Origin of the sequence: Pseudoxanthomonas spadix BD-a59 (genome assembly GCF_000233915.3) — a bacterium.
In the GTDB taxonomy this organism is placed as follows: domain Bacteria; phylum Pseudomonadota; class Gammaproteobacteria; order Xanthomonadales; family Xanthomonadaceae; genus Pseudoxanthomonas_A; species Pseudoxanthomonas_A spadix.
The window spans coordinates 752,029-777,674 of the sequence record NC_016147.2; the positions used below are offsets into that span (position 1 = coordinate 752,029).

Annotated in this window: 22 protein-coding genes; 13 read left to right on the forward strand and 9 right to left on the reverse strand. The window is 67.8% G+C overall.

Features of this window, described 5'->3' with window-relative positions:
- Positions 1-50 precede the first annotated feature (50 nt).
- Both DSC_RS03375 and DSC_RS03380 read left to right on the forward strand, forming a co-directional pair.
- On the forward strand, positions 51-728 hold the full coding sequence (locus DSC_RS03375) for a response regulator transcription factor (protein ID WP_014159723.1): 678 nt from the start codon (positions 51-53) through the stop codon (positions 726-728).
- A complete protein-coding gene (locus DSC_RS03380) occupies positions 691-2,073 on the forward strand; it encodes a sensor histidine kinase (protein ID WP_014159724.1) in 1,383 nt (460 codons plus the stop codon). The genes DSC_RS03375 and DSC_RS03380 overlap by 38 nt, the downstream gene beginning before the upstream one ends.
- Here DSC_RS03380 and DSC_RS03385 read toward each other — a convergent pair.
- Together DSC_RS03385 and metF are read right to left on the reverse strand one after the other, a co-directional pair.
- A complete protein-coding gene (locus tag DSC_RS03385; RefSeq protein ID WP_014159725.1) occupies positions 2,063-2,677 on the reverse strand; it encodes a DUF4124 domain-containing protein in 615 nt (204 codons plus the stop codon). The genes DSC_RS03380 and DSC_RS03385 overlap by 11 nt on opposite strands.
- A 62-nt stretch (positions 2,678-2,739) precedes the next feature.
- A complete protein-coding gene (gene metF, locus DSC_RS03390) occupies positions 2,740-3,570 on the reverse strand; it encodes a methylenetetrahydrofolate reductase [NAD(P)H] (protein ID WP_014159726.1) in 831 nt (276 codons plus the stop codon).
- Positions 3,571-3,975: 405 nt separating this feature from the next.
- Here metF and DSC_RS03395 point away from each other — a divergent pair, with 405 nt between their 5' ends.
- The 3 genes from DSC_RS03395 to DSC_RS03405 are packed head-to-tail and all read left to right on the forward strand — an operon-like array spanning position 3,976 to position 8,632.
- Positions 3,976-6,471: a TonB-dependent receptor gene (locus tag DSC_RS03395; RefSeq protein WP_238527667.1), complete on the forward strand. Its 2,496-nt coding sequence runs from the start codon at positions 3,976-3,978 to the stop codon at positions 6,469-6,471.
- Positions 6,471-7,604: a YdcF family protein gene (locus DSC_RS03400; protein WP_014159728.1), complete on the forward strand. Its 1,134-nt coding sequence runs from the start codon at positions 6,471-6,473 to the stop codon at positions 7,602-7,604. Before DSC_RS03395 ends, DSC_RS03400 begins: the two co-directional genes overlap by 1 nt.
- A gap of 17 nt (positions 7,605-7,621) precedes the next feature.
- The gene (locus DSC_RS03405) at positions 7,622-8,632 is read left to right on the forward strand and encodes a phospholipase C/P1 nuclease family protein (RefSeq protein ID WP_043290374.1); all 1,011 of its coding nucleotides are present in this window, start codon (positions 7,622-7,624) and stop codon (positions 8,630-8,632) included.
- 325 nt (positions 8,633-8,957) lie between these two features.
- On the opposite strand, the gene DSC_RS17200 is transcribed toward DSC_RS03405, so the two are convergent.
- Positions 8,958-9,119: a hypothetical protein gene (locus DSC_RS17200; RefSeq protein ID WP_238527668.1), complete on the reverse strand. Its 162-nt coding sequence runs from the start codon at positions 9,117-9,119 to the stop codon at positions 8,958-8,960.
- A gap of 11 nt (positions 9,120-9,130) precedes the next feature.
- Between DSC_RS17200 and DSC_RS03410 the strand changes: the two genes are divergently transcribed.
- Positions 9,131-10,396: a ferredoxin reductase family protein gene (locus tag DSC_RS03410; protein WP_014159730.1), complete on the forward strand. Its 1,266-nt coding sequence runs from the start codon at positions 9,131-9,133 to the stop codon at positions 10,394-10,396.
- 202 nt (positions 10,397-10,598) lie between these two features.
- On the opposite strand, the gene DSC_RS03415 is transcribed toward DSC_RS03410, so the two are convergent.
- Both DSC_RS03415 and DSC_RS03420 read right to left on the reverse strand, forming a co-directional pair.
- Entirely contained in the window at positions 10,599-10,952 is a 354-nt protein-coding gene (locus DSC_RS03415) for a DUF3147 family protein (RefSeq protein ID WP_014159731.1), read from the reverse strand.
- 51 nt (positions 10,953-11,003) lie between these two features.
- The gene (locus DSC_RS03420) at positions 11,004-11,477 is read right to left on the reverse strand and encodes a YehS family protein (protein ID WP_014159732.1); all 474 of its coding nucleotides are present in this window, start codon (positions 11,475-11,477) and stop codon (positions 11,004-11,006) included.
- 138 nt (positions 11,478-11,615) lie between these two features.
- Here DSC_RS03420 and DSC_RS03425 point away from each other — a divergent pair, with 138 nt between their 5' ends.
- Positions 11,616-12,596, forward strand: a complete 981-nt coding sequence (locus tag DSC_RS03425; RefSeq protein ID WP_014159733.1) for an NAD(P)H-quinone oxidoreductase — start codon at positions 11,616-11,618, stop codon at positions 12,594-12,596.
- 22 nt (positions 12,597-12,618) lie between these two features.
- On the opposite strand, the gene DSC_RS03430 is transcribed toward DSC_RS03425, so the two are convergent.
- Positions 12,619-13,830 (reverse strand): sensor histidine kinase, encoded by a 1,212-nt coding sequence (locus DSC_RS03430; RefSeq protein WP_014159734.1) that lies wholly within the window; start codon positions 13,828-13,830, stop codon positions 12,619-12,621.
- A 344-nt stretch (positions 13,831-14,174) separates the two neighbouring features.
- Between DSC_RS03430 and DSC_RS03435 the strand changes: the two genes are divergently transcribed.
- Together DSC_RS03435 and pip are read left to right on the forward strand one after the other, a co-directional pair.
- Positions 14,175-14,630, forward strand: coding sequence for a PA2169 family four-helix-bundle protein (locus DSC_RS03435; RefSeq protein WP_014159735.1), 456 nt, complete (start codon positions 14,175-14,177; stop codon positions 14,628-14,630).
- A gap of 183 nt (positions 14,631-14,813) precedes the next feature.
- Positions 14,814-15,770: a prolyl aminopeptidase gene (pip, locus tag DSC_RS03440; protein WP_014159736.1), complete on the forward strand. Its 957-nt coding sequence runs from the start codon at positions 14,814-14,816 to the stop codon at positions 15,768-15,770.
- Between the two features lie 148 nt (positions 15,771-15,918).
- On the opposite strand, the gene DSC_RS03445 is transcribed toward pip, so the two are convergent.
- Together DSC_RS03445 and DSC_RS03450 are read right to left on the reverse strand one after the other, a co-directional pair.
- A complete protein-coding gene (locus DSC_RS03445) occupies positions 15,919-17,556 on the reverse strand; it encodes a sensor domain-containing diguanylate cyclase (RefSeq protein ID WP_014159737.1) in 1,638 nt (545 codons plus the stop codon).
- Between the two features lie 104 nt (positions 17,557-17,660).
- A complete protein-coding gene (locus tag DSC_RS03450) occupies positions 17,661-18,128 on the reverse strand; it encodes an exonuclease/endonuclease/phosphatase family protein (RefSeq protein ID WP_014159738.1) in 468 nt (155 codons plus the stop codon).
- 454 nt (positions 18,129-18,582) lie between these two features.
- Here DSC_RS03450 and rpoH point away from each other — a divergent pair, with 454 nt between their 5' ends.
- Complete coding sequence (gene rpoH, locus DSC_RS03455; protein WP_425476608.1) at positions 18,583-19,434, forward strand: RNA polymerase sigma factor RpoH; 852 nt, start codon at positions 18,583-18,585, stop codon at positions 19,432-19,434.
- 124 nt (positions 19,435-19,558) lie between these two features.
- Here the strand turns inward: rpoH and DSC_RS03460 are convergent, their stop codons facing one another.
- The gene (locus DSC_RS03460; protein ID WP_043290375.1) at positions 19,559-21,739 is read right to left on the reverse strand and encodes a primosomal protein N'; all 2,181 of its coding nucleotides are present in this window, start codon (positions 21,737-21,739) and stop codon (positions 19,559-19,561) included.
- Between the two features lie 470 nt (positions 21,740-22,209).
- Between DSC_RS03460 and DSC_RS03465 the strand changes: the two genes are divergently transcribed.
- The 3 genes from DSC_RS03465 to DSC_RS03475 all read left to right on the forward strand — a co-directional run bounded on the left by DSC_RS03465 (position 22,210) and on the right by DSC_RS03475 (position 25,442).
- A complete protein-coding gene (locus DSC_RS03465) occupies positions 22,210-23,262 on the forward strand; it encodes a hypothetical protein (protein WP_148268084.1) in 1,053 nt (350 codons plus the stop codon).
- Positions 23,249-23,866, forward strand: a complete 618-nt coding sequence (locus DSC_RS03470; RefSeq protein ID WP_014159742.1) for a DUF3106 domain-containing protein — start codon at positions 23,249-23,251, stop codon at positions 23,864-23,866. The genes DSC_RS03465 and DSC_RS03470 overlap by 14 nt, the downstream gene beginning before the upstream one ends.
- Before the next feature lie 205 nt (positions 23,867-24,071).
- Entirely contained in the window at positions 24,072-25,442 is a 1,371-nt protein-coding gene (locus tag DSC_RS03475) for an MATE family efflux transporter (protein ID WP_043290376.1), read from the forward strand.
- Positions 25,443-25,646 lie beyond the last annotated feature (204 nt).

A 25,646-nucleotide genomic window follows, 5' to 3' on the forward strand; every position in this document is an offset into this window, starting at 1 on the left:
GCGCCGCGCCTGCCGGCTGCTGGCCATCCGCCTCCAGGAGGCCTGCTGACATGCGCATTCTCGTCATCGAAGACAACAGCGACATCGCCGCCAACCTGGGTGACTACCTGGAAGACCGCGGTCACACCGTGGATTTTGCCGCCGACGGCGTGACCGGCCTGCATCTGGCCGTGGTCCACGATTTCGACGCGATCGTGCTGGATCTCAACCTGCCGGGCATGGATGGCCTGGAAGTCTGCCGCAAGCTGCGCAACGAGGCGCGCAAGCAGACCCCGGTACTGATGCTCACCGCGCGCGACAGCCTGGACAACAAGCTGGCCGGGTTCGACTCCGGCGCCGACGACTATCTGATCAAGCCGTTCGCCCTGCAGGAAGTGGAGGTGCGCCTGAACGCACTCTCGCGCCGCGGCAAGGGCGTGCAGACCCGGGTGCTGGAGGTGGGCGAGCTGGAATACAACCTGGACACGCTGGAGGTGCGCCGCGGCGGCAAGCTGCTGCAGCTCAACCCGACCGCGCTGAAGATCCTGCAGTCGCTGATGGAAGCCTCCCCGGCCGTGGTCACCCGCCAGGAACTGGAAACCCGCGTCTGGGGCGAGGAACTGCCCGACTCCGATTCGCTGCGCGTGCACATCCACGGCCTGCGTGCGGTGGTGGACAAGCCTTTCGACACCCCGTACATCCAGACTCGCCATGGCATCGGTTACCGCATCGCCGCACCCGAAGCCTGAGACCGGCAGCGCCGCACGGCCCGGTGCGGCGCGTGCGCGCAAGTTCCGCCGGCGCCTTCGCACCCGCATCGTCTGGTCGTTCGTGCTGCTGGGCTTCTGCCTGACGGTGCTGTTCGCCTACGCCTCGATCCTGGCCCGCCAGCGGGTGGAGAACCAGCTGGTCGAAGACGTGATGAACCGCAACCTGGAAGAAACCTGGCGGCGGTTCGTCAGCAGCGGCGGCACCGAGGCCGGGGCCCCGGTCCAGCAGATGAAGGGTTTCCTGTACCGCCCGGACAAGCTCGACAGCCTGCGCCGTGATTTTCCGGACTGGGAGCACCTGGACGACGGCATCCACACCCTGTCGGGCACTGATGCCGACGGCAAGCCGTTTTCGTATCGGGTGGGCGTGCGCAAGACGCCCAACGCGTGGTTTTTCCTGACCTACGACATGGGCCAGGTCGCCCTGGGCGAAGTCCAGTTCAGGCGCACCTTGTGGGCCACGGTGGGGCTGTTCACCCTGCTCTCGCTGATCATTGGCTGGTGGTCGGCCTCGCGGGTGATGAGCCCGGTGTCCGAGCTGGCCACGCGCCTGCGCGCCTACCGCGGCAGCAGCAATCCGACCCAGCTGGGGCCGCTGTTCCCCGAGGACGAGGTGGGCGAGTTGGCGCGTGCGCTGGACGACTATTCCCAACGCCTGACCGAAGTGGTCCAGCGCGACCGCGAGTTCAATGCCGATGTCAGCCATGAGTTGCGCACGCCGCTGGCGGTGATCCGCGGTGCCACCGAACTGCTGCTGGGCCGGCCCAACCTGGAGCCGAAGATCCAGGCGCGCCTGCTGCGCATCCAGCGTGCCGAAGCGGCCTGCACCGACCTGATCGGCTCGCTGCTGCTGCTCTCGCGCAACGAGCGCGGACAGGGCAGCAGCAACGTGGCCCGGGTCGCCGACCAGCTGCTGGATGCGCACCGCGCGCAGATCGGCGGCAAGCAGCTGGAACTGATCCAGCAGGGCAACCAGGACCTGGTCATCGATGCGCCGGAAGCCGCCTTGTCGGTGGCCCTGGGCAACCTGATCGGCAACGCGGTCAAGTACACCCACGAAGGTACGGTGGTGGTGCGCGTGCTGGATGATGCGGTGGAAGTGATCGACTCGGGTCCCGGCCTGAGCGAGGAAGACGCGGGCAAGCTGTTTCACCGCGGCTATCGCGGCACCCACGCCGGGCACTCGCAGGGCGGTGGCATCGGCCTGTCCATCGTCAGCCGCCTGTGCGAGCTCTACGGCTGGCAGGTCAGCGTGCGTCCCGGCGCGCAGCGCGGGGTGGTGGCGACGTTGCGGTTCCGCCCGGCCGACTCGGCTACAGCGTGATCCAGAAGCAGCCATCGCTGCGGCCGATGCCCAGCACCGTGCTGGACGGCGTGCCGGTGTTGGCCAGGGTCTGCTGCAGGCGCAGGCCGACCGGGCGCTGCTTGCGCGGCGGCGTCGGCTGCGGATAGAAGCCATCGGCATTGGCATCGACCACGGTGCCGTCGGCATCGACGACCGGCGCTGGCGACACTTCGGGAAAGATCGGGGCGATGTCCAGCAGCGGCCGGCGCACGATGGCTTCCATCCGGTCCATCAGGCGATTGGCCGAGGCGTCGGAAATCCCGTTCCACCGGTACAGCGAGGCGAGCCGGTTGGCATCGCCGGCGTCGATCGCCGCGGTGATCCGCTGGACCAGCTCGCTCAGCCTGCGCGGACAGTCCAGGTACACCGGCGCAGCCGCTGGCCCGGTGGCGTTGACCCGTGGCCGGATCACGCGGCTGGCCGCACCCACGTCCTCGCAGCGACGATCGGTGAACACGCTGGTCCCGGCGCTATCGGTACAGCGATGCACGGCCTGGGCCGCGGCCGCAGGCACCCACGCCGGCGCCACCAGCGCGGCGGTCACGGCAATCATCAGCAGGCAGGGCAGGACAGGGACGCGCATCGCAGCGGGCAGCCTAACCCGGCGCGGCTGAGCCACGGCCCGCCGCCGCGGCGGCGATGGCGTCAGCCCAGCCCCAGACGCTTGAGCACCAGCTGGCTCGGCCTTGCCAGGTTGAGGGTGTAGAAGTGCAGCGCCGGCGCGCCGCCCTCGACCAGACGCTGGCACAGCTGCGCCACCACGTCGGCGCCGAACTCGCGGATCGCCTCGGCGTCGTCGCCATGGGCGGCCATGCGCTTGTCGATCCAGCGCGGGATCTGTGCGCCGCACTGCTCGGAAAACCGGCGCAGCTGGCTGAAGTTGGAGATCGGCATGATCCCGGGAATGATCGGGATCTGCACGCCCATCGCGCGCACCGCATCGACGAAGCTGAAATACGCATCGGCGTTGTAGAAGTACTGGGTGATGGCGGCATCGGCGCCGGCATCGACCTTGGCCTTGAAGTGCTTCAGGTCGCTCAGCGCGTCGCTGGCCTGCGGATGGGTTTCCGGATACGCACCGACTTCCAGCCGGAAGGCATCGCCGTGCTCGGCGCGGATGAGCGCGATCAGGTCCGAGGCATGGCGCAGGTCGCCCGCATGGCCCATGCCCGAGGGCAGGTCGCCGCGCAGGGCCACGATGCGCCTGCAGCCGATCGCCCGATAGCGCGCGAGCAGCGCGCGGATCTGCTCGCGGCTGCCGCCCACGCACGACAGATGCGGGGCGGCGTCGAAGCGATGGTGCTGCTGGAGGTGGCGCACGGTCTCGGCGGTGTAGCTCAGGGTCGAGCCACCGGCGCCGAACGTGCACGAGACGTACTCGGGCGCGTATTTCTTCAGTTTGGCCGCGGTGCGGTCCAGCTGCGCGCGCTGGTCCTCGGTCTTGGGCGGGTAGAACTCGAAGCTGACAGGAATCATCGCGGAGCGTTCGACGGCGTGGGAGAGGGATTGTATCGCTTCATCGCGATGGATTTGATACCAGCGCGCGGCACCGCCGCAAGAGGACTGCTTACGGCCGCCGCGCCGTGAACCCGGAGCCGGCGCGAGGGTGGCTCGTGCGATGGCAGGCGGACGGACCGATATGGATCAGCCGGAGGCGTCCGGTTGGCATCAGGGTCGCCGCCGCATTGCCGGACCCTATTTGTGTCAATAAAAGGACAGGGCAGGGATGGCATATCCCCACTCGATGGTGCCCGGTCATTACGCAGGCCTGTAATGAGCGCTCCTGATAATGCGCAACGCTCGTTCCGACGACGTTGGTGTTCTCACTCATAAGGGGTCAGTGCCATGCACGGTCTTAGGACTACATATAATCGCGCTGCGGTGGCCATTGCCATTGCCTTGGCTGCTCCCATGGTATCGGTCGCGCAAGAAGCGGCAGAAAATCCGCCTGCGCCGAAGCAAACGCCCCCTTCCGAGAAACGCGAGAAAGTCAGCGATCTGGGTGCGGTCGTGGTGACCGGCGCGGCGCGTACCCAGCGTCGTTTCGACGCATCGTATGCGGTCAACTCCCTGACCGCGGAGGAAATCCAGAAGCTGGCGCCCAAGAGCTATGCGGACCTGCTGGCCAACGTGCCCGGCATCCATGTCGAATCCACTGGCGGCGAAGTGCAGAACATCACCCGCCTGCGCGGCATCCCGACCGACCGCGGCTTCATCATCTTCCAGCAGGATGGTCTGCCGCTGTTCCATGAAATCGACGGGCACTTCTTCAACTCCGGTGAGGGCATGCACCGCTTGGACCTCATGAACCAGCGGGTCGAGGTCGTGCGCGGCGGCCCGGCGCCGATCTACGCCAGCGGTGGCGCGGCCATCGTCAACAACATCCTGGCTGAGGGCGGCGACCAGACCCAGGGCAAGGCCCAGCTCACGTTGGGCGATACCGGGCTCTACCGCGCCGAAGCCTACCAGTCCGGCGCCCTCTCGGGACAGACCTACTATGCGGTGGGCGGCTTTCTGCGCGAACACGATGGCTACCGCGACAACGGCTTTCCCAACGACAAGGGTGGCCAGCTGCGCGCCAACCTCAAACATTACCTGGATGATGGCTGGGTCAAGGTCAGCGGCACCTTCGTTGACGACCACAACGTCTTCTATCTGCCGATCCCGGTCGCTGATCCGCGCAACCCGTCGGTCTCGCTGGATCCGTTCATCGACTACTTCACCGGCACCATGAATTCGCCGTCGCTGCGCAACGTGTCGCTCAAGTACCTGGATTCGTCCAACGTGCTGAAGAGCCTGCACCGAGACCTGGCGGACGGCCGCCACATGCGCTTTGGTAACGTCGGCTTCCAGTACGAACACAACGTAGGCGATTGGGTCGTCTCGCTCAAGTCCGGATACACCAAGGGCGAGGTGAGCTTCGATGCGCTCTATTCCACGACCAATCCGGCCGATGCAAACATCTTTGCCAACAGCTACCTGGGAACGGCGCAGAGGGTTTTCGGTACCGGAGTCGCATCGATGGGCTATGCCCTGGCCGGCACGAATGGCGCGACGGCTTATGACCCGTATGCGGCTTCCGGCCTGGTGATTTCGGCGCAGTATCGGGCGATCGAGTCGGATTTTTATTCGACCCAGGCGGACCTGAGCGCAGCCCGACGGTTCGAAACGGGCTTCGGCGCGCACGATCTGAATATCGGCATCTATGCTTCGTTCTACGGAACCACGGCCTTCACTGCCTACCAGGACATGTTGCTTGAGGTCAAGGGAAAGCCCAGGACGCTTGATCTGGTCGCCTACTCAGCCCAGGGAACTCCACTGGGATACGTCACTGACAATGGTGTTCTGCGCTACACGACCACGCTCAACGCGGGCGAGGTCGATGCGAAGATGTTTGCGCTATACGTCAACGATACGTGGGAGTTGACCGACAAGCTCAAGCTCGACGCTGGCATCCGACACGAACGGTATGACTACGAAGGCTATGCCGAAGGCACCGCCAGCGCCAACCTCGGAGATGCCAACACCCTGGCCGACGACACCACCCGACGCTTCAGTGGCACAACCCAGACGCACGACCTCGATCCGTCCGCCACCAACTGGACCGTGGGGGCAAATTACGACTTCAACGCTAACTTCGGCACCTATGGCCGTGCTTCCCACGTGGAGATCGTGCCGCAGTCCAACGTGGCGCGCAGCATCGATCCAACCATCATCAAGACCAAGACCGACCAGTACGAGTTGGGCGTGAAGGCTGCATTCGGCCGTTCCTACGTTTACCTGACCGCCTTCTACACCAAGTTCGACCCACTGAACGCGTCGTTCGTGGCTTACAACCCGGTTACCGGACGCAACGACCAGTCGGTGCCGTTCATTGGTACCGCTGTGTCGAAAGGGATCGAAGTCGATGGCCTGTTCAGGGCGAACGAGTGGTTTGCGCTCGCCGGCGCGGTGACATTGAGCGACCCGCAGTACGATGAACTGCAGAACAGCGCCGGCGCCGATCCGGCCGCAGTGAACGGTAACCAGATCGTCCGCGAGCCGAAAGTTTACGGGAATATCCGTCCGACTTTCAGCTTCATGACTGGCGATAGCGAGATCGAAGCGTACCTTCGCTACGATTTTGTAGGAAAGTCCTATGTCGATCTGTTCAACCGTACCGCGTTACCCTCCTACCAGACGCTGGGCCTGGGGCTATCGTGGAAACGCGGCCCATGGGGCGTGCAACTGGTGGGAGATAACCTGACCGAAGAGGAAGGCCTTACCGAGGGAAATACCCGCACTGACGCACTGGCGGGCCAGGGTTCGGGCGAAGCGATTTATGGGCGTCCGCTATTTGGCCGCAACTTCCGTCTGGTCCTGAGCAGGAGCTGGTGATGCGCCTGGCGCTACTCGTGTGTATGGCCGTTGCCGCGATCCAGCCGGCATTGGCCAGGACAGGGGAAGATCAGGTAATCGCCGCGCTCGGCAAGCGCCTGTTTCCGGTGGTTGCCGCGATGGACAGGGCCGGGGCGCCATCGGAAGTTCGTTCGATGCTGGAACAGCGGGACCGTCGTCTGGCGACATGCGCCGATGATGCGCCTTGCAAGGTCAATGTATCGCTGTGGAGTAACAGCGAGATCGAACTGGTATCGGCGATGGCCGCGGCCGATGGTCCGTCTGCCGAGAACCGGGATCGCGCAAATGCGGCGCATCGCGAGCTGCTGGGACTCAACACCATCCTTGACGTCTACGGCAGGGGTAGCGCACCGCGTTATCCCCGGATTGACGGACCGATTGGCGAGCAGGATCGCGTTCGGATCGCGGAAGATTGCGTCGTGGCGGCCGCTATTGCCGAGGCGGGTCGCGATGAGGCGCCTGCAGGGTTCGACTTCAGCATCGGCTTGGCGTTGGCGCTCCTTGACGTCAACGAACGACTGGATGCCATTGCCTTCCAGCCGCTTGACGGCGGGCTCAATTCGGACGCTTTCCAACATGCCAGGGGACTGGACTGGTCGCGCTATCGCTACACCTCGATCATCGTGCTTGGTGCGGGACCGAAGGACCTGCTGACGCCACTGAGCGCCCGGGGCAAGTTGCACGTCAAGATCGCGGCGCAGCGTTATTTCAGTGGTCTGGCGCCCTTTATCATCGTAAGCGGCGCTGCCGTGCATCCACGCGGGACACGCTTCGTCGAAGCGGTCGAAATGCGCCGTGCACTGATCGAAAGGTACGCAGTGCCGGCGCACGCCATTGTGATCGAGCCTCACGCAAGGCATACGACGACCAACCTGCGCAACTCCGCACGATTGCTGATGTCGATGAAGGCACCGATGGACCGCGATGCGCTGGTTCTCAGCGACCCCCCGCACATCGACGCAGTGCAGAGTGCCGAGTTCGTCGAACGCAACCAGCGCGAACTGGGCTACCAGCCCGGCAGGGTCGGCGCACGTACTTCACCCTTCGATATCGTGTTCCGGCCGTCCGCGGCTTCCGCGAAGGTCGATCCGCTCGACCCACTTGATCCTTGAATAGTCGGGAGCCATCCATGCCCAATGTTCGAACTGCAGTCATTTTTTTCGGAGTATCACTTGCCGTCGCGTTCGCTGTTGCGCCGGGTCAGGCGTGGGCCTGGGGAAAGCGTGCACACGCAGTCATCAACCGGACCGCGATCGCCAGCCTTCCCGGGGATGGCCCGGTCTTCCTGCGCAAGTACATGGATTACATCGGTGACACCTCGACAGTTCCGGATACTTGGCGCTCGGTTTTCGAACCGTTCTCCAAGATACAAGAGGACCCCAACCATGGTTGGTTCCGCGAACAGTTCGCGTTCATCGATCCGATCCCCCGTTCGCGCTATGAATTCATCCTGGCGCTGCACCGCGAGTATCTGCGGATCAAGGACACCGATCCGGAAACGGCGCAGCGCACCAATGTGCGCTGGACGGGTACGCTGCCTTATGCGGCGATGGAATCCTATGGCCGGCTGATCGCAGGAATGCGTCTTCTGCGCAAGGCGGAGGCCGAAGGCACCGATACGCAGTTTCTTGAACAGGTATGCGCCTTCCATGTCTCCCAGCTGGGGCATTACGTCGGTGATGGCGCGCAACCACTGCATGGATCCATACACAGCGACGGCTGGCGAGGCGACAATCCGAAAGGATATACGCGCGACAAGGCCATCCATGGTCGCGTCGAGTCGCAGTTCGTCGATGCCATCGGCCTCGAGGACGCCAGAATTCTGCCGCACATTCCGGCGGTCAGGCGCCAGCGGGGCGATCTTTTCGAGTCGGTCCTGACCTATCTGGACGAATCCGGCAGCCATGTGGAAACCATTTACCAGTTGGACCAGCGCAATGCGTTCGGCAACCCACAGGATGAGCCGGCAAATGCGCTGATTGTTCAGCAGGTCGCTGCCGGTGCGGCCATGTTGCGCGACATGGTCCAGCGCGCATGGGTGGAAAGCGGACAGGTGCCGCGCGAAGATTTGCCCAACCCGCTCGATCCAAAAAATCCTGCCTACAACCCGGAGACAGGCTCGGCACCCGCACTGCGTTGAGACACGGGCGGCAGCCGGGCAATGGTTGGTACGTCAACTCGCGAGCTGCGCGGGATTCACCGCTTTACTAGGGAATGCTGCGCATCACCGGATCAGGTGGGGGTCATGAGCGGGCAAGTCCCCCGGTCAGGTGTACAACCCGATATCTCTCATCCCCGGAAGGCGACGTTCCCCACCCGGAACGGTGAAGCGCCACATCCTTGACCGGCACGCCGGCGCCGGACTGCTTGAAGATCGAGACGATCTGCGTCTCGGTGAACTTCGAAGCCTTGATCGGCACCTGGTGACGGGAACAGGCCGGAAAGTTCTACTTTCAGCTTCTGTGTCAGGCGGGGAAGCTTGCCGAACCGCACCGGCGGCGCGTTGGGTTTGCAGAAACGTCCGGCATTCGTGCGTGGCTGATTGCAGCCGTGATCTGGCGCAGGCCATCGGCATCGAAGACGGCGCAATTGATCTGCATCAATGCCTGGGTGTGGCGGGAGGACATAGTTTGCGGGCATGCACCCCAAGCCTTGGCATACCGTTGCCTTTCTGGTCCTGGCCAGCGCGGCGCTCACGGCACTCGAACTGCCGGCTGGCACGCGCATGGGCGTGCCAGCCGCCAGCCTCGCTTCGGGGGTGGCGGCGCTGTCGCTGATGGCGGCTGCGGCGGTTCTCGGCGCACGCTGGAGGTTCGTCGAATCGATCTTCGGTGGCCTGGACCGTGTGTACGTCGCGCACAAATGGCTGGGCATCTGGGCGCTGGGGCTGGCCTCGTTCCACCTGACGTTCAAGGCCGGCATGTCCGGCTGGGAGACTGCCGTCATCCTGCCGTTGCCGGAGGGCTGGCCGCGATTCATTCGCCAGCTCTCCTTCGTCGGCCTGATGTTCATCGTGCTGCTGGCGTTGAACCGCAACATCCCCTACAGCGTATGGCGTTGGTGGCACAAGCTGTCCGGGCCGTTGCTGGTGGTGGTGGTGCTGCACTGGCTAAGCTTCAAGCAGCCGATCGCCTTGGACAGCCCGGCCGGCATCTGGCTGGCTTTTTTGTCGGCGGCAGGCGTGGCGGGCGCGTTCTACAAACTGCTGCTGTATCCGTTGGTGTCCAGGCATGCCGAGTATCAGGTGGTCGGGGTTCGTCCCGGCGCTGCAGCGATGCATCTGGAATTGGAGCCGGTGCGCGATGGCATCGATTTCCAGGCCGGCCAGTTCGGCTTCCTGCGCATGAACGTGCAGGGCATGCGCGAGCCGCATCCGTTCACCATCGCATCGGGCAGCGGCGGGAAGGGCCGGGTCTGCTTCGAGATCCGCAGCCTGGGTGATTTCACCGGCAGGTTGATTGCCACGGCGAGCGTGGGCATGCGCGCGGACATCTACGCGCCCTACGGGCGGTTCCTGCGTCGGAAAGAGGCACGGCGCGAGGTCTGGATCGGCGGCGGAGTGGGCATCTCCGCTTTCATTGCCTGGCTTCAGGATCCTCGCGCAGGAAGTTTCGACAAGGTCACGCTGTTCTATTTCTTCACGCCCGGCCGCGATTTCCCGGAAGTCCCGGTGATGGCCTCCATGGCGCGCGAGCGCGGGGCGGAACTGGTGCCGGTTGCGGGGGGAGCGTCGGATCCGGCGTTCGTCGATCGCATCGGCGTCATCTGCCGGGAAGCTGTTCCGGCGCAAATCGACGTGGCGTTTTGCGGCCCGAGCGGCCTGCTGGCGCAGGTCAGTCGGACCCTGCAGGCAAATGGTGTGCCTGAGGCCAATTTGCGCCATGAATTCTTTGAATTCCGGTGACGAGAATTGATGGCGTCAACCTTTGTTGCAGCGGCCTTTTGACCTGCGCCCGGGCCAGCGCGAAGGCGGCAACGGCCGACTCGGCCTGCATCTCGCCTTCGCCGTAGGGCGTGGGCGGACGATCAGGCGTGCCGGGGGGCGATGCAGCGGGGCGTCCGGCGGCCACCGCGTGTCCATGGCGACTGCCGGGCCGCGCACGCTTTCAGGGCAGCAGCTGGATCCCGAACGGTCGCACCGCCAGCGCGAACAGCCAGAAGCACAGCACCGTCAGCGCCGCGCTGGTGCCCAGCGTCCACCAGAAGCCCAGCCGCGGCAGCAGCCACGGGAACACCACGAACATCGGCAGCGTCGGCACCACGTACCAGAAGGTGTACCAGGCGTGGTTGGCAATTTTCGCCGGCGGTTGGCGCTCCAGGTACAGCCACACCAGCGTGAGCACCGTCACCAGGGGCAGCGCGGCCAGCAGGCCGCCGAGCCGGTCGCTGCGCTTGGCCGCTTCGGAGACCACCACCACGACCAGCGCGGTGAGGGCGTATTTGGTGATGATCCAGGTCATGGCGGTGCCTGCGTGGGGAGGCGCCAGTCTAGCGGCCAGACAGCGGGGCGATCAGGCGTTGGGGCGCAGCCGCAGGGTCAGCCCCTTGAGGAAATTGCGCAGCAGCTGGTCGCCGCAGGGGCGATAGTTCTTGTGCTCGGGCTGGCGGAACAGCGCCGACAGCTCCGGCTTGGAGACCGGGAAGCCGGCCGCGTCGAAGATCGCATGCATGTCCACATCCTTCAGCTCGAAGGCCACGCGCAGCTTCTTGAGCACCACGTTGTTGGTCACCCGCGTTTCCACCGGGCGCGGCGGCACGGATTCATCGCGGCCGCGGTACTGCACGATCAGGCCGTCCAGCAGGTGCGCCAGCAGCGCGTCCGGGCACGGCGCGAATCCGTCTTCGTCCTCCTTCTTCAGCGCCGCCTGCACCTGGGCCCGGTCGATGCTGAAGCCAGGGTCGGCCAGCTGCGCGATCTCGATGATCTTCGGTTCGCTCAGGTCCAGCATGTAGCGGATGCTGCGCAGGACGTCGTTGGTGATCATGGGGCTTCATCGGCACGAGGCGGCCGCAAGGCCGCAATCGCACAGTTTAGCCCGCCTTGCCACGGTGACCCACGTGCCTGTTTTCACCCGGCCGCGCCTAACATGACGCTCTTCCTTTTGTATGCAGGAGCGTGCCGCATGGACCAGCAGACGATGACCGCGATCGCCATCGGCGGCGGCAAGGGCGCCGCCGATGCGCTGCATCCGGTGCAGGTGCCGCGCCCGGTGCCGGCCGCTGGGCAGGTGCTGATCCGGGTGCGTGCTGCCGGGGTCAACCGCCCGGACCTGCTGCAGCGCCAGGGCCTGTATCCGCCGCCGCCCGGCGCGCCGGACACGCTGGGCCTGGAGGTGGCCGGCGAGATCGTGCACGGTGGCGGCCGCTGGCAGCCCGGCGACCGGGTCTGCGCGCTGCTCGGCGGTGGCGGCTATGCGCAGTACGTGGCAGTCGATGCGCGCCATGTGCTGCCGGTTCCCGATGGATGGGACTTCATCCAGGCTGCGGCCTTGCCGGAGACGGCCTTCACCGTGTTTGCCAACCTGTTCGAACACGGCCAGCTCAAGGCCGGCGAACGCCTGCTGCTGCACGGCGCCACCTCCGGTATCGGGGTGATGGCGATCCAGATGGCCAAGGCCGCCGGCGCGCAGGTGCTGGCCACCGCGCGCGCGGCGGACAAGGCGGCGCAGGCCAGGTCGCTGGGCGCCGACGTGGCGGTGGACACCTCCTGCGAGTCCTTCGTCGAGGCGGCCAGGGCCGCCGGTGGCGTGGACGTGGCGCTGGACATGGTCGGCGCCAGCGTGTTTGCCGATACGCTCTCGGTACTCAACCTGCGCGGGCGCATCGTCTACATCGCCGCGCTGGGCGGCGGCATGCTGGAAGTGCCGGTCTTCGAACTCATGCGCCGCCAGGCGGTGCTGACCGGATCCACCCTGCGCACGCGCTCGGCCGATGAAAAGGCGCGCCTGGCCGCGCAGGTCGAGCAACGGGTATGGCCATGGATTGCCACCGGCCAGGTGCGCGCGGTGGTCGACCGTCGTTTCCCGCTGGAGCAGGCCGGGCAGGCCCACGCCTACCTGGAAGCCGGCCATCACCTGGGCAAGGTGGTGCTCGAGGTGGCTTGAGCGCGCGCCCGGGGAGCGTGGCTCAGGCCGGTGCTGGTGCCGGCGCGCGCGTGCCCGGCGTGGCGGGCATGCGCAGCACGAAGCGTGTGCCGGCGCCCTTGATCGAACGCACGCTGAGGGTGATGCCCAGGCTGGCGGCGGTCTTCTGCACGATCCACAAGCCCAGGCCCAGACCGTCGCTGCTGTGCTCGCCCTGGCGGAATGCACTGAACATGGTGTCCACCTGGTCCTTGGCGATGCCCGGTCCGTTGTCGATCACTTCGATGTCCACATGCGCGTCGCGCCTGCGGCAGCCCACCAGCACCGCGCCACCCCTGGCGGTGTACTTGACCGCGTTGGCGACCAGGTTGCCGATCAGGGTTTCCAGCTGGCGCGCGTTGCTGATCGCGGTGCAACTGGTGCGGGCCACGCGCAGGCGGATGCTGCGCCGGCGCGCGGCGGTGGCATGGGTTGTGGCGACGTGGGCCAGCACGGTGTTCAGGTCGGTCGGCACCAGCGCTTCGGGTTCGAAGGTGCGCTCGCCGCTGGCCACCGAGAGCATGCGGGTCAGGCCATTGTCCACGTTCTGCAGGGCTTCCTGGCCCATGCGTACGACCCGGTCCAACTTTTCCGGCCCCGCATGGCGGGCCAGGTCGAAGGCGAGCATCGCGGTGGTCATCGGCGTGCGGAAGTCGTGCCCGGCCGAGGCCAGCAGGCTGGCCCGGTACTGGCTGACCCGTTCGCTGCGGGCCAGCATCCGGCGCAGTTCGAGCTGCGCCATCACCTGCCGCGCCAGCGCCAGCAGGCTCTGGCCCTGGGCCTGGTTCAAGTCTCGGCTGACCGTATCGAGCACGCACACCGCGCCGATCGGCAGGCCTTCGGGCGTCTTGAGCAACGCCCCGGCGTAGAAGCGGATATGTGGTGGACCTGTGACCAGCGGGCCCTGGGCGAAGCGGCTGTCGTTGTGGGTGTCGCGCACCACCAGTAACTCCTCCTGCAGGATGGCGTGGGCGCAGATCGATTCCTCGATCGCCGTCTCGCGCACGGCCACCCCGTGCGCGGCCTTGAACCACTGGCGCTGGGTTTCCACCAGGCTGATCAGGGCCATCGGCGTTTCGCACACAGTCGCGGCGATGCGGGTGATGTCGTCGAACACCGACTCCGGCGGCGTATCCAGCACGTCGTAGTCATGCAGGGCGAGGATCCGTCGATCTTCCAGCGCCGCGGGCAGGGCGGGAGCAGCGGATTGGGACATGGTGGCTGGACGGCAGGAGATGCGCGCACGGTCCCACAGCCTGCGTGCGCGCAGGGTGAGATTTGGCGAAGGCCAAGCGGGCAGTGCCCGCGCGTGGGAGCAGCATAGTTTTCGTGTCTTGACGGGTCGACATCGTCATCGCGGGTGCTGTGGCAACAACGATGAATGCAGGTTCATGCATGCGCGGAGCAGGTGAGGAAAATCGCCGCAGCACTCACGGAAGGCTGACGAACCGGCGTGCACCGTGTTCCAACAACGCTGCGATTTGCAGCCTCCATTCCGCCCAGCCGCGGCCGTCTCATCAAGGCACCGCCACGCCAGGGCCTATCACCAAGGAGTCACACATGAATACCCAGACCAGGACGACCCACAGCCTCAACGACCTGATTGCCATCGTCCGCGATGGCGAGCACTTCTATACCGAAGCGGCCAGGAAGGTCGACAACGTCGAACTCAGTGCGCTGTTCACCCGCATCGCCGGGGTCAAGCAGAACATCGCGCGCGATCTCAGTGCCGTGGTCACCTCCGCCGGTGGCGAGCCGGCCACCCATGGCACGGTCGTCGGCACCATGCAGGAGTTCTACGGCAAGGTTCGTGCCGCGCTCGGCGACAAGCAGTACGGCTACGTGGCTGAACTGGAGGAATCGGAAGATCGCCTGCTGAAAGCCTTCACCGAGGCCGCCTCGGACAACGACGTGCCGGCGACGGCGCGCGAGGCGGTGACACGCCTGCTGCCAGAGGTGCGCGAGTGCCACAACGTCATGCGCGAGCGCAAGCACGCGATGAAGAACGCCGCGTAAGCAGGCGCGTCCGATGCGCCAGGCAGCGCAGGAAAACAGCCAAACCCAGACCCGGCCGGTGCGAATCGGTCGGGTTTTTTGTCGCCTGGGATTCAACCGCTGCGCGGCGTGATGCCGTTGGGGGTTGCCGACCACGACGTGCATCGGCCACCTTGGGCCTTTGTCGTGTCCACACAGGTCCCCATGCGCACGCTGTATCCGCCGATCGCTCCCTATGCCGAACAGCGGCTGGCCGTCGACGACTTGCACACGCTGCAGCTCCAGCAGTGCGGCAATCCCGACGGCATTGCGGTGGTGTTCCTGCATGGCGGGCCGGGCGGCGGCGTGGTGCCCGAGCATCGCCGCTTCTTCGATCCGCAGCGCTGGCGCGTGGTGCTGTTCGACCAGCGCGGCTGCGGCCGTTCCACTCCGCTGGGTGAAGTGCACAACAACACTACCGCGCACCTGGTGGCCGACATCGAGGCGATCCGGACGCAGCTGGGGATCGCGCGCTGGGCGGTGTTCGGCGGCTCGTGGGGTTCGACCCTGGCCCTGGCCTATGCCCAGGCTCATCCGGATCGGGTGACCGGGCTGGTGCTGCGCGGCATCTTCCTGGGCCGGCCCGAGGAGCTGCACTGGAGCCACGAAGCCGATGGCGGCGCGCGCATGGTCTTCCCCGAAGGCTGGGCGCGCTACCAGGCGCACATCCCGCCGGCCGAGCGCGGGCACATGATCGAGGCCTACTGGCGCCGCCTGGACAGCGACGACGCGCAGGTGCGCCAGGCCGCGGCCGATGCGTGGAATGAATGGGAGGACGGCTCGTCCACGCTGGTTCACGACAGTGCGCCGCCGCCGCCGGAAGACGACGCCCAAGCGGCGCTGGCGGTGGCCAGGATCGAAGCGCACTACTTCCGCCATGGCTGCTTCCTGCAGCCAGACCAGCTGCTGCGCGACATCGGCCGCATCGGCCACCTGCCCGGCACCATCGTGCAGGGGCGGTATGACATGCTGTGCCCGGCCAAGGCCGCCTGTGAGCTGAGCCAGGCCTGGCCCGAGGCGAAGCTGGAGATGGTCCTGGCCGGGCACAGCGCCTTCGACCCGGCCATCACCGATGCGCTGGTGCGGGCGACCGACGCGCTGGCCGCCACGCTGCAGGCGTGAACTGGCGCGTCGAACTGCCGGGGTATCGGCCTGTCACCGACGCCGCTTGCTGGGCATGGGGTCGAGGCGCGAAACCGGCCACCGCGCCAAGGGATGGCCCGCTGGCACCAGCTGCCCCTGCATCACCATCTGCCCAGCAGGCGTGGCTTCAACCCTGCGGCTGGCCGGACAGCACCACCCGCTCGCGGCCGGCGCGCTTGGCCGCATACATCGCCGCATCGGCCCGCTGCAGCAGTGGGCCGATTTCCACGTCGTCGGCTTCCACTCCGGTGACCCCGGCGCTCAGGGTCACGCGCAGTTCGGGAAGCCGCAGCGTGTGGCCGATCGTGGCCAGCAGTGGGGACAGCGATTCGATCCGGGCCTTGGCCTGTTCCGGGCTGGCCCCCGGCAGCACCACCAGGAACTCCTCGCCACCCATGCGCGCCACGTAGTCGGCACCGCGGAAGGTGCTGCGCAGGATGCGGGCGAAGGCGCGCAGCACCTGGTCGCCCACTTCGTGCCCATGCACGTCATTGATGTCCTTGAAGTGGTCGATGTCCAGGAAGCCCACCGCCGCCGGTTGGCCGCTGCGGCGCGCGCTGACGCTGATCGCGGACAGCTGCTCCAGCGCGGCGCGGCGATTGGGCAGCCCGGTCAGTGCATCGGTCTGGGCCAGCACGCGCATCTCGTCGCGCTGGCGGCGCAGGCTGCCCAGGCGCAGGGTCAGGGCCATGCTGGCGGTCAGCGCCAGCCAGCAGCCGGACAGCAGCATGGCTTCGACCTTCCACGACGCCAGGCGCTCGGGCATGGCCACTTCCATCAGGCCCACGCCCAGAAACGGCGCCACGCAGGTCAACGCGGTCGCCCCGCCCGGTTCGCCACGCCACATCGTCACCAGCGCCATCCCGGCCATCGCCAGGCACAGCAGGTAAAAGCCAAGCTCGCTGCCCAGCGAGGCCACCGCCAGCCAGTGCTCGGGCACCAGCACGATCATCGCGGCCAGCCCGAGGCCGCACAGCGCCAGCCAGTCCGCGCCGCGCCGCACCCGTCCGGCCAGCGCACGCGGCGCGGCGTGGTAGGCGAGCATGCGCACGGTCAGGGCGCTCAACACGGCCGGCAGCGCGCCCACCAGTCGCAGCGACAGCTCGCCCAGGGCAAACCACGGCCGCGGATACGCCCACAGCCCGGACAGCAAGGCCATCCACAGCGCGAACAGCGACGCGCCCAGGGCGTAGGACAGAAAAGCCCGCTCGCGCGTGCTCATGAAGGTCAGCAGCGCCGACACCACCAGCGCCAGCATGACCGCCACCGAGGCGACCCGCAGCGCGAAGCGCAGGGTGTCCTGGCGCTGCACCGAGGCCGGCTCGCCCAGTCGCACCAGCGGCCGCCACAACGGCATCGGGCTGGGTTCGAACTCCACCTCGATCGGGCGCTGGTTGCCCTTGTCCGGCACCAGCACCGTGCCCATCCCGGACAGGAACCGCGAATCCAGCGTACGCGCGTCCTGCAACACACCGCAGCGCTCGCGCGCCCCGTGGCGGATCTTCACCTCGCCGCGGAACGCGTTCATCACCACCACTGCCTGCGGCGCTCCCGACCAGCCGCCGGCCGGCGGCGACAGCAGTACCCGTTGACGCCCCGGTAGCTGCGCATGCAGGCAGGGCGGCTGGGCTTCCCCACGCGTGGCGGGCGGGCCGGTGACCACGTAGGCTTCCGGCGCGGACGTGCGCGTGCAGGCGGTCAGTCCCAGCAGGAACAGCCACAGGCACCACCATCGAAAGACCGGCTGGACCGGGGCGAACGTCATGGACCGTATGGGCGGCGTCGAAACGGCCGCGCGCAATGCACGGCCCTCGCCCATGGTATCGGCCGCCGGGCCTGGAACTGGAGCAGGGGCCGGTCCGCCGATCGTCAGTGCGTGCAGGTGTGGCTGGCCGGCAGGTCGAACACGGCCACCACCGGGAAATGGTCGGACGGATAGCGCGGCCCGGCATGGGTCTCCACGGTGCGGACCGAGCGCAGCGTCAGCCCACGAAAGAGGATCCGTTCCGGGGTGCCGGTGAAGTCGTGGAAGGTCTTTTCCGGGCCGCTGCGTGGCCCACCGGCCAGCCAAGCATCGGTCAGCACCGCGGCCAGCACGGCACGGGCCGGGTCGGCTTCGGTGCGGATCACCCGCGCCATCAGGTCGCGGCGGTTGTCCCAGCGGTTGTCGTTGGTGTCGGCAGGCGTGCGCACGTTGAAGCTCATGACCTTCAGCGGCATCGCCTGGGCAAGCGCGAAGCTGGCCGGCATCGTCATCAGGATCAACAGCAGCAGGCGGATGCGTCGGCGGCGTGCGCGCGATGCGAACACGCCAGGCCACAGGCGGGACAGGAACATGGGCAATCCGGGGGACCGTTCGGGCGGGACCATGGTCCGCCAAACCGTGCCGCTTCGAAACGCGGCGAAAGTCGCAGATGAACGGAACCACCTGGGCGTTCCGCGGTCAAATATGTACATCCGGTCACATCTTAGGGATGCGATGCGCGCTCGGCGCCGCATCGAATCTCCGTCGGCGCCAAGGCCGGGGAAGGCCAGGAAACGACGCCGTGTTGACAGCCTGCATGCGAGCCTTGCCCAAGCAGCGAGCGAATGCACCCGGATTTTCAGTCAGGGCATTCGAAGGGAAATGCAGTGCAGTTTTGGCGGGTGTTTCCAAAGATGAATGCAATAAAACAGGTTCCTGAGGGTTGTTCTCCTGGCAGAACGAAGGGAACCATCCCAGGCCTTAGCAGTCAAACCCCCCCACATTGCTAATATTGCTGCCATGACCCAGATCTCCGCCGCCGCCCCCATGGTGGCCAACAACCTCCCGATTCCCAGCCCGCTCGGCTCGCTGGACGCCTATATCGGCGCCGTGCACCAGATCCCGGTGCTCACCGTCGATGAGGAGCAGGAGCTGGCGCACCGTTTCCGCGACGACAACGACCTGGACGCTGCCCGCGAACTGGTCCACTCGCACCTGCGCTTCGTGGTGCATGTGGCCCGCGGCTACAGCGGCTACGGCCTGCAGCTGGGCGACCTGATCCAGGAAGGCAACATCGGCCTGATGAAGGCGGTCAAGCGCTTCGACCCGGACATGGGCGTGCGCCTGGTCAGCTTTGCCGTGCACTGGATCCGTGCCGAAATGCACGAGTTCATCCTCAAGAACTGGCGCATCGTCAAGGTCGCCACCACCAAGGCCCAGCGCAAGCTGTTCTTCAACCTGCGCAAGTCCAAGACCCGTCTGGGCTGGATGAATGCGGCCGAAGTCAGCGCCGTGGCCAAGGACCTGAACGTGTCCGAGCGCGAGGTGGTCGAGATGGAGTCGCGCCTGTCCGGCCGCGACATCGGCTTTGATGCCCCGTCCGATGAGGACGACGACCACGCCCCGCCGTCGCCGGCCAACTATCTGTCGGCCCATGAGGAAGACCCTTCCCAGGCCTACGAGCGCACCGACAGCGAGGACAATCAACTGGATCTGCTGCGCGAAGGGCTTGCCAGCTTGGACAAGCGTTCGCGCGACATCGTGAGCCGTCGCTGGCTGGATCCGGACAACAAGATCACCCTGCAGGAGCTGGCCGACGAATACGGCGTGTCGGCCGAACGCATCCGCCAGATCGAGGCCAACGCGCTGAAGAAGATGAAGGCGTTGTTCGCGGCCTGATCTGGATTGCGCGCCATTGCTTGCAAGGACCCCGCCTCGGCGGGGTTCTTTTTATGTGACGGGGTTCGTTCGGGCAGCGCACGCCGCAGCCGCCGCGTGCGCTCGGCGGAACGTGCTCAGCCTCTCAGTACAGGTCGATCGGATCCACATCCAGTGACCAGCGCACGCGGCGGGCCTCGGGCAATGCCTCGATGGCCGGCAGGGCGGTTTGCAGGGCGGCATGCAGGCGCGGGCGCTGGATGGCCGAGAGCAGCAGCTGCATGCGCTGGAAGCCGGCCCGGCGCGGCATCGGCGCGGGCATCGGCCCGTGCAGTTCCAGGTCCTGGGCGACATTGGCCAGGGCCACGCGCGTGGCGCGCAGGAACGCCTGCACGTGCTCGAGCTGCCTGGCCTCGGCGCGGATCATGGCCAGGTGCGCGAACGGCGGAAAGCCGGCCGCCTGGCGCTGGATCAGTTCGGCATCGGCAAAGGCGCGATAGCCGCCGGACAGCAGCGTTTCCAGCAGCGGATGGCCGGGATGGTGGGTCTGCAGCCACACCTGACCCGGCCGCGCGGCGCGGCCGGCGCGGCCGGCCACCTGGATCAGCAGCTGCGCGAGCTTTTCGCCGGCGCGGAAATCGGCCGAGAACAGGCCTTCGTCCACGCCCACCACCACCACCAGGGTGAGCAGCGGCAGGTCGTGGCCCTTGGCCAGGATCTGGGTGCCGACCAGGATCCCGGGGCCTTCGCCGAGCGTGGCGAAGTGCCGTTCAAGCGCGTCCTTGCGCTGGGTGGTGCTGCGGTCGATGCGCAGCACCGGCACCTGCGCGAAGCTGTCGGCCAGCAGTTCCTCGAGCCGTTCGGTGCCTACGCCCTGCGGCTGCAGGGCCAGGCCGCCGCAGTCCGGGCAGGCCGGCGGGGCAGGCCTGCGATGGCCGCAGTGATGACACTGCAGGCGGCGCCCGGCCGCGTGTACGGTCATCGGCGCGTCGCAGCGGTTGCAGTGCGCGCTCCAGCCACAGTCGTGGCACAGCAGCACCGGCGCGTAGCCACGGCGGTTCTTGAACACCAGCACCTGACCGCCGGCCTGCAGCTGGGTGGCGATCACCGCCAGCGTCTCCGGGGCCAGGCCGGCGGCCAGCGCACGCTTGCGCACGTCCACCACGCGCACCGACGGTGCCTTGGCCTCGCCGGCGCGTTCGGCCAGCCGCAGGTGCGCGTAACGGCCGGTCCGGGCGTTGTGCAGCGTCTCCAGCGACGGCGTGGCGCTGCCGAGGATCACCGGCACCTGCAGCGCCTTGCCGCGCACCAGGGCGAAATCGCGGGCGTGGTAGCGGATCCCATCGAGCTGCTTGTAGCTGCCGTCGTGCTCCTCGTCGATCACGATCAGGCCGGCCTCGGGCAGCGGCACGAACACCGCCGAGCGCGTGCCCACGATCACCCGCGCCTGACCGCGCAGGCACGCCGCCCAGGTCAGCGCGCGTTCGTTGTCGGCCAGGCCCGAATGCAGCGCATGCACCTCCACGCCCAGGCGCGCGCGGAAGCGGGCCAGGGTCTGCGGGGTCAGGCCGATCTCCGGCACCAGCACCAGCGCCTGGCGGCCACGCGCCAGGCAGGCGGCGATGGCCTGCAGGTAGACCTCGGTCTTGCCCGAGCCGGTCACCCCTTCCAGCAGGATCGGGGCGAAGCCGTGGCCGGGAATCGCGGCGACCGCGGCCGTCTGCTCGGGATTGAGTGGGGGGCCGGACTGCATCGGCAGGACCGTGGCTGCGACCTGCTCGGCCTGGCGCTCGGCGAACCCGCGCCGGGCCAGGCTGCGCGCGGCGCTGCGCCAGCCGGGCTGGAGGTCGTCCAGTTGCCATTCGGCCAGGCCCTCGCGGCCCAGCGCCTCGGCCAGCCGGCGCGGACTGCTGCCGGCGCGCAGGCGGTCCAGCGCGGTCATCCCGGCCTCGGTCAGGCGCCAGCGCCAGGTTTCGCGCACGGGCAATGGTTGGCCATGGCGCAGTGACCCGGGCAGGGCGGTGGCCAGCACCTCGCCCAGCGGAGCATGGGTGTAGCCGGCCAGCCACTGCAGCGAATGGCGCAGTTCGCCGGCCAGCAGCGGGGCTTCATCCAGGATCTGCAGCGCCGCGCGCAGTTCGCCGGCGGCCGGGTCCGGTTCGGCCACGGCGACGACCACGCCGACCAGTTCGCGATTGCCGAAGGGCACCCGGACCCGCCGGCCCACGTCCTCGGCGCCCGCCGGATGTCCGGCAGGCGGCAGATAGTCGAAGGCCTGCCGCAACGGAACCGGCACGGCGACCCGGAGAACCAAGGTGGGAGACATCGGGCACAAGTGTAGGGCACCGGTCACACGGGATAGGCCGATGTGCGTTTGCGGCAGGAACCTGACCAAAGGTTAACGAAACCGACGCAAATGCCGGTCTCCATTGGGAAAATCCCCTTATCCACACCGCTTGTGGATAACCCTGTGCATGGCCGGGCTGCTCCACGCGAAAAAACCGGCGCCGTCTGGGCCCACGTCACATTGGTGAAAAAAACGCCAAGGCGACATTGTCTTATGGATCAATTGGTTGGCCGTGGAACAGGCTGACTCGTGGCGGTCATGCGCCGCTTGGCCGAGGCGTGTGAACACAAAGTGATTGCTGTGCACAACCGTCTGTGAAGCCAACCCGCAGGATTCCCGGGAAATTTGAATGTTTGGACAATGTCAAGAGTTTCCTTGACGAAGCCAACCAGGACTGCGGCGCCTATCATGCAGGCCATACTTTTTCTCCTCAGCAGACCATTCCCGCCTTGAACCTTCCTGCCGACGTCCCGGCCGCACTGTCCGCCTTCCTGCGGGGCGTCGAGCGCCGCGGCGTGATCCTGGCCGAGCTGCAGTGCGGCCGCCGCGAAACCGGCGAGATCGCCCTGGCAGCCGCGCTGCGCGCCTTCCGCCAGTACGCCAGCGAGCAGCCGATGGCGCAGTGGCCGCGCGGCTTCTGGTCGCTGCTGGTCGCCGCCCCGCCGCTGCGCCAGGCCCATCCCGAGGCGCGCTGGCCGCAGGAGCTGGACTGGCTGGCCGACCTGTCCGATGTCGACCGCATGGCCCTGCTGCTGCGCCTGGCCGCCGGCCTGGACGAGGACGAGGCCGCCGCGGCCATGGATCTGGACCAGGCCGGCTACCGGGCCGCCCTCACCCGGGCCTGCCCACGCGATGCGCAAGGCCAGCCTGATCCGCAGGGCTGGCGTGCCCTGGCCGAAGCGGTCCAGCAGCATCTGCGCGCGCTCTCGCCCGAGCGCCTGGCGCACCTGTCGCGCCTGCGCGAAACCCTGGTGCTGGGCGCCGAGCGTCGCGCCGTGGTGCCCGAACCGGACCTGGCCGCACCCGCGCCCGCGCCGCAGCCCGTGCCGAACCAACCGGCCGCAGGGCCGCCGGCTGCGGCCAGGCCGGCGCCGCGCGCGCGGCAGGCCTTGCCGTGGAAGCCGGCGCTGGTCGCGTTGCTGCTGCTGGGCGCCCTGGCGGCGCTGGCCGCGTGGTGGTGGCACGGCCAGCAGGCGCGGTTGTCCGCGCCGGCCACCACGGCAGCGAAGGTTGGCGAATTCGGGGCGCAGGCGCTGCAGGCCGACGTGCCGGTGCAGGTGGAAGCCCTGCCAGGTGGCGACCGGGCCGGACAGCGCTTCGATGCGGCCCAGGGCGTGCTGACCCATCCGGATTTCGACCTGCTGATGGACCCGCAGGGGCTGGCCCTGGCCCGGCGCGCGGGATTTCTGTCCTGGTACGCGGCCGCCCCGCAGCAGCGCCAGCGCGATGCCGCGCAGGCGATGACCGCCGCCGCGCAGGAGACCGGTGATGTCGCGCGGTAGGTGGCGCCTGGCCCTGCTGGCGCCGGCATTGCTGGCCAGCGTGGTCGCCAGCCTGCTGGCCCAGCCCACACCGGGCGATCGCATCACCGAGGCGGTGCAGGCGCAGCGGGCCGGCCGCCTGGCCGCGCTGGGTGCGCCCGGCCGCAGGGCTTTCGCCCAGCGGATGGTCGCCTGGGACAGGTTGCCGCCGCTGCAGCGGGCGCAGCAGCGGGCCGAGTACGCCGACTGGATCGCCCTGGATGCGGCCACCCGCACTCGCCTGCAGCAGGCTGCCGCAACCCTGGCCACCCTGCCGCCGGCGCAGCAGCAGGCGATGCTGGCCCGCTTCCAGCAGCTCGATGCGGCCGAGCAGGCCGGCTGGCGGCTGGGCCCGGACCTGGGCGCCGATTACGGCAAGCTTTATCCGCTGCTGGCGTTCATGCCCGACGCCGAGCGTGAGCCGATCCTGGCCGTGTTGCGGCAGATGAGCGCGCCCCAGCGTGCCGAGCTGGCGGTGCTGGCCCAGCGCACCCCGCCGCAGGCGCGTGATGCCCTGCGCCAGGCATTGATCGCCACCCCCAGCGCCTCGCGCGCGCAGTGGCTGCGCGAACAGCTGGCGCGCTGAAAGCCCACAGGGGCATGGGTCCGGCTGCAGCGGCCTGAACCCCCGCCCCATTCCGGATGCCGGGACCCGGGTCCCGGTCTTTCCCGCCTCGCCTGCCCCCAAACACATCGATACAGCGGCTGCCCGCTAACATGGCGGCCCTTTCCGGCCCGATGCCAGCGCCCATCCTGCGCGCGGTCGCAGCCGGGATGTCTTCCGGTTTTCCATGTCCTCCTCCCTCCTTTTGCCCGCGCCGGGCCTTGCGCAGGAAGTGCGCACCACCGGCCGGCTGGCGCTGCCGCTGGTCATCGGCCATGTCTCGGCCGGCCTGGTCGGCTTTGTCGACAACATCATCGCCGGCCACCACGGCACCGCTACCCTGGCCGCGGTCACCACCGGCACGGCGCTGATGTGGCTGCCGTTGATGGTCCCGATCGGCACCCTGGTGGCGCTGGCCGCGTCGGTGTCCCATCACGACGGCGCCGGCGAGCACGCGCGCATCGGCCCGCTGTTCCGCCAGGCGCTGTGGCTGGCGGCGGCGCTGGGCGTGGCGATGTTCGCATTCCTGAGCGCCGCGCCGTACGCACTGGCCCCGATGGGCATCGCCCCGGAGATCGTGCCGGGAGCGCGCGATTTCCTGCTCGGCATCCGCTGGGGCCTGCCGGCGATGGCGATGTTCCTGTGCATGCGCAACCTGAGCGAAGGCATGCACTGGACCCTGCCGACCATGGTGCTGGGCTTCGGCGGGCTGTTGCTGCTGGCGCCGCTGGGCTATGGGCTGGCCTTCGGCCGCTGGGGCCTGCCGGCGCTGGGCGCGGGCGGGCTGGGGATCGCCTCGGCGGTGACGATGTGGGTGCAGATGCTGCTGTTCCTGGCCTACCTGGCGCGGGCGCGCAAGTTCGCTGCGCTGGGGCTGTTCGCGCGTTTCGAGCCGCCGCGCTGGAGCCAGATCGCACCACTGCTGCGCACCGGCCTGCCGATCGGGGTGACGGTCCTGCTGGAAGGCGGGTTGTTCATCGCCACCGCGCTGCTGATCGCGCGCCTGGGCGCGGTGCCGGCCGCCGCGCACCAGATCGCGATCAACCTCTCGGCGATCTGCTTCATGGTGCCCATGGGCCTGGCCGAGGCCACCACGGTGCGGGTGGGGCATGCGCTGGGCCGGCGCGATGGGGCCGGCGTGCTGCGCGCGGTGCGTGCCGGCTATGCCATCGTGCTGTGCACGCAGGGGCTGGGCGCGCTGGTGCTGGCGCTGTTCCACAACCAGATCGCGGCGATCTATACCAACGATATGGCCGTGGCCGGACTGGCCGGCAGCCTGCTGGTGCTGGCGGCGATCTTCCAGTTTCCCGATGGCATCCAGGTCATGTCCGCCGGCGCCCTGCGCGGACTTGGGGACACGCGCGTGCCGATGCTGCTGGCGGCCGTTTCCTACTGGGGCATCGGCATGCCGCTGGGCGCCGGGCTCGGCCTGGGACTGGGCTACGGCCCGCGCGGGATGTGGGTGGGCCTGACTATCGGGCTGACCGTGGCCTCGATCCTGATGGGCCTGCGCCTGCGGTACAGCAGCCGCAGGCTGGCCGGGTTGCCGGCCCGGTAGGGCGGGTCTTGACCCGCCGTGGTCGCACTCCAATCGCAATCGCAATCGAGGCCGTATCGCGGTGGCGGGTCAAGACCCGCCGCTCGTGGTTCGACCGGTGTATCGCGGTGGCGGGTCAAGACCCGCCCTACGCGGCTTCCACGACAGGTGTCATGACGTGTGGGGCATGCCGATGGCGCCATCCAGCGGCTAAGCTGGCGCCCA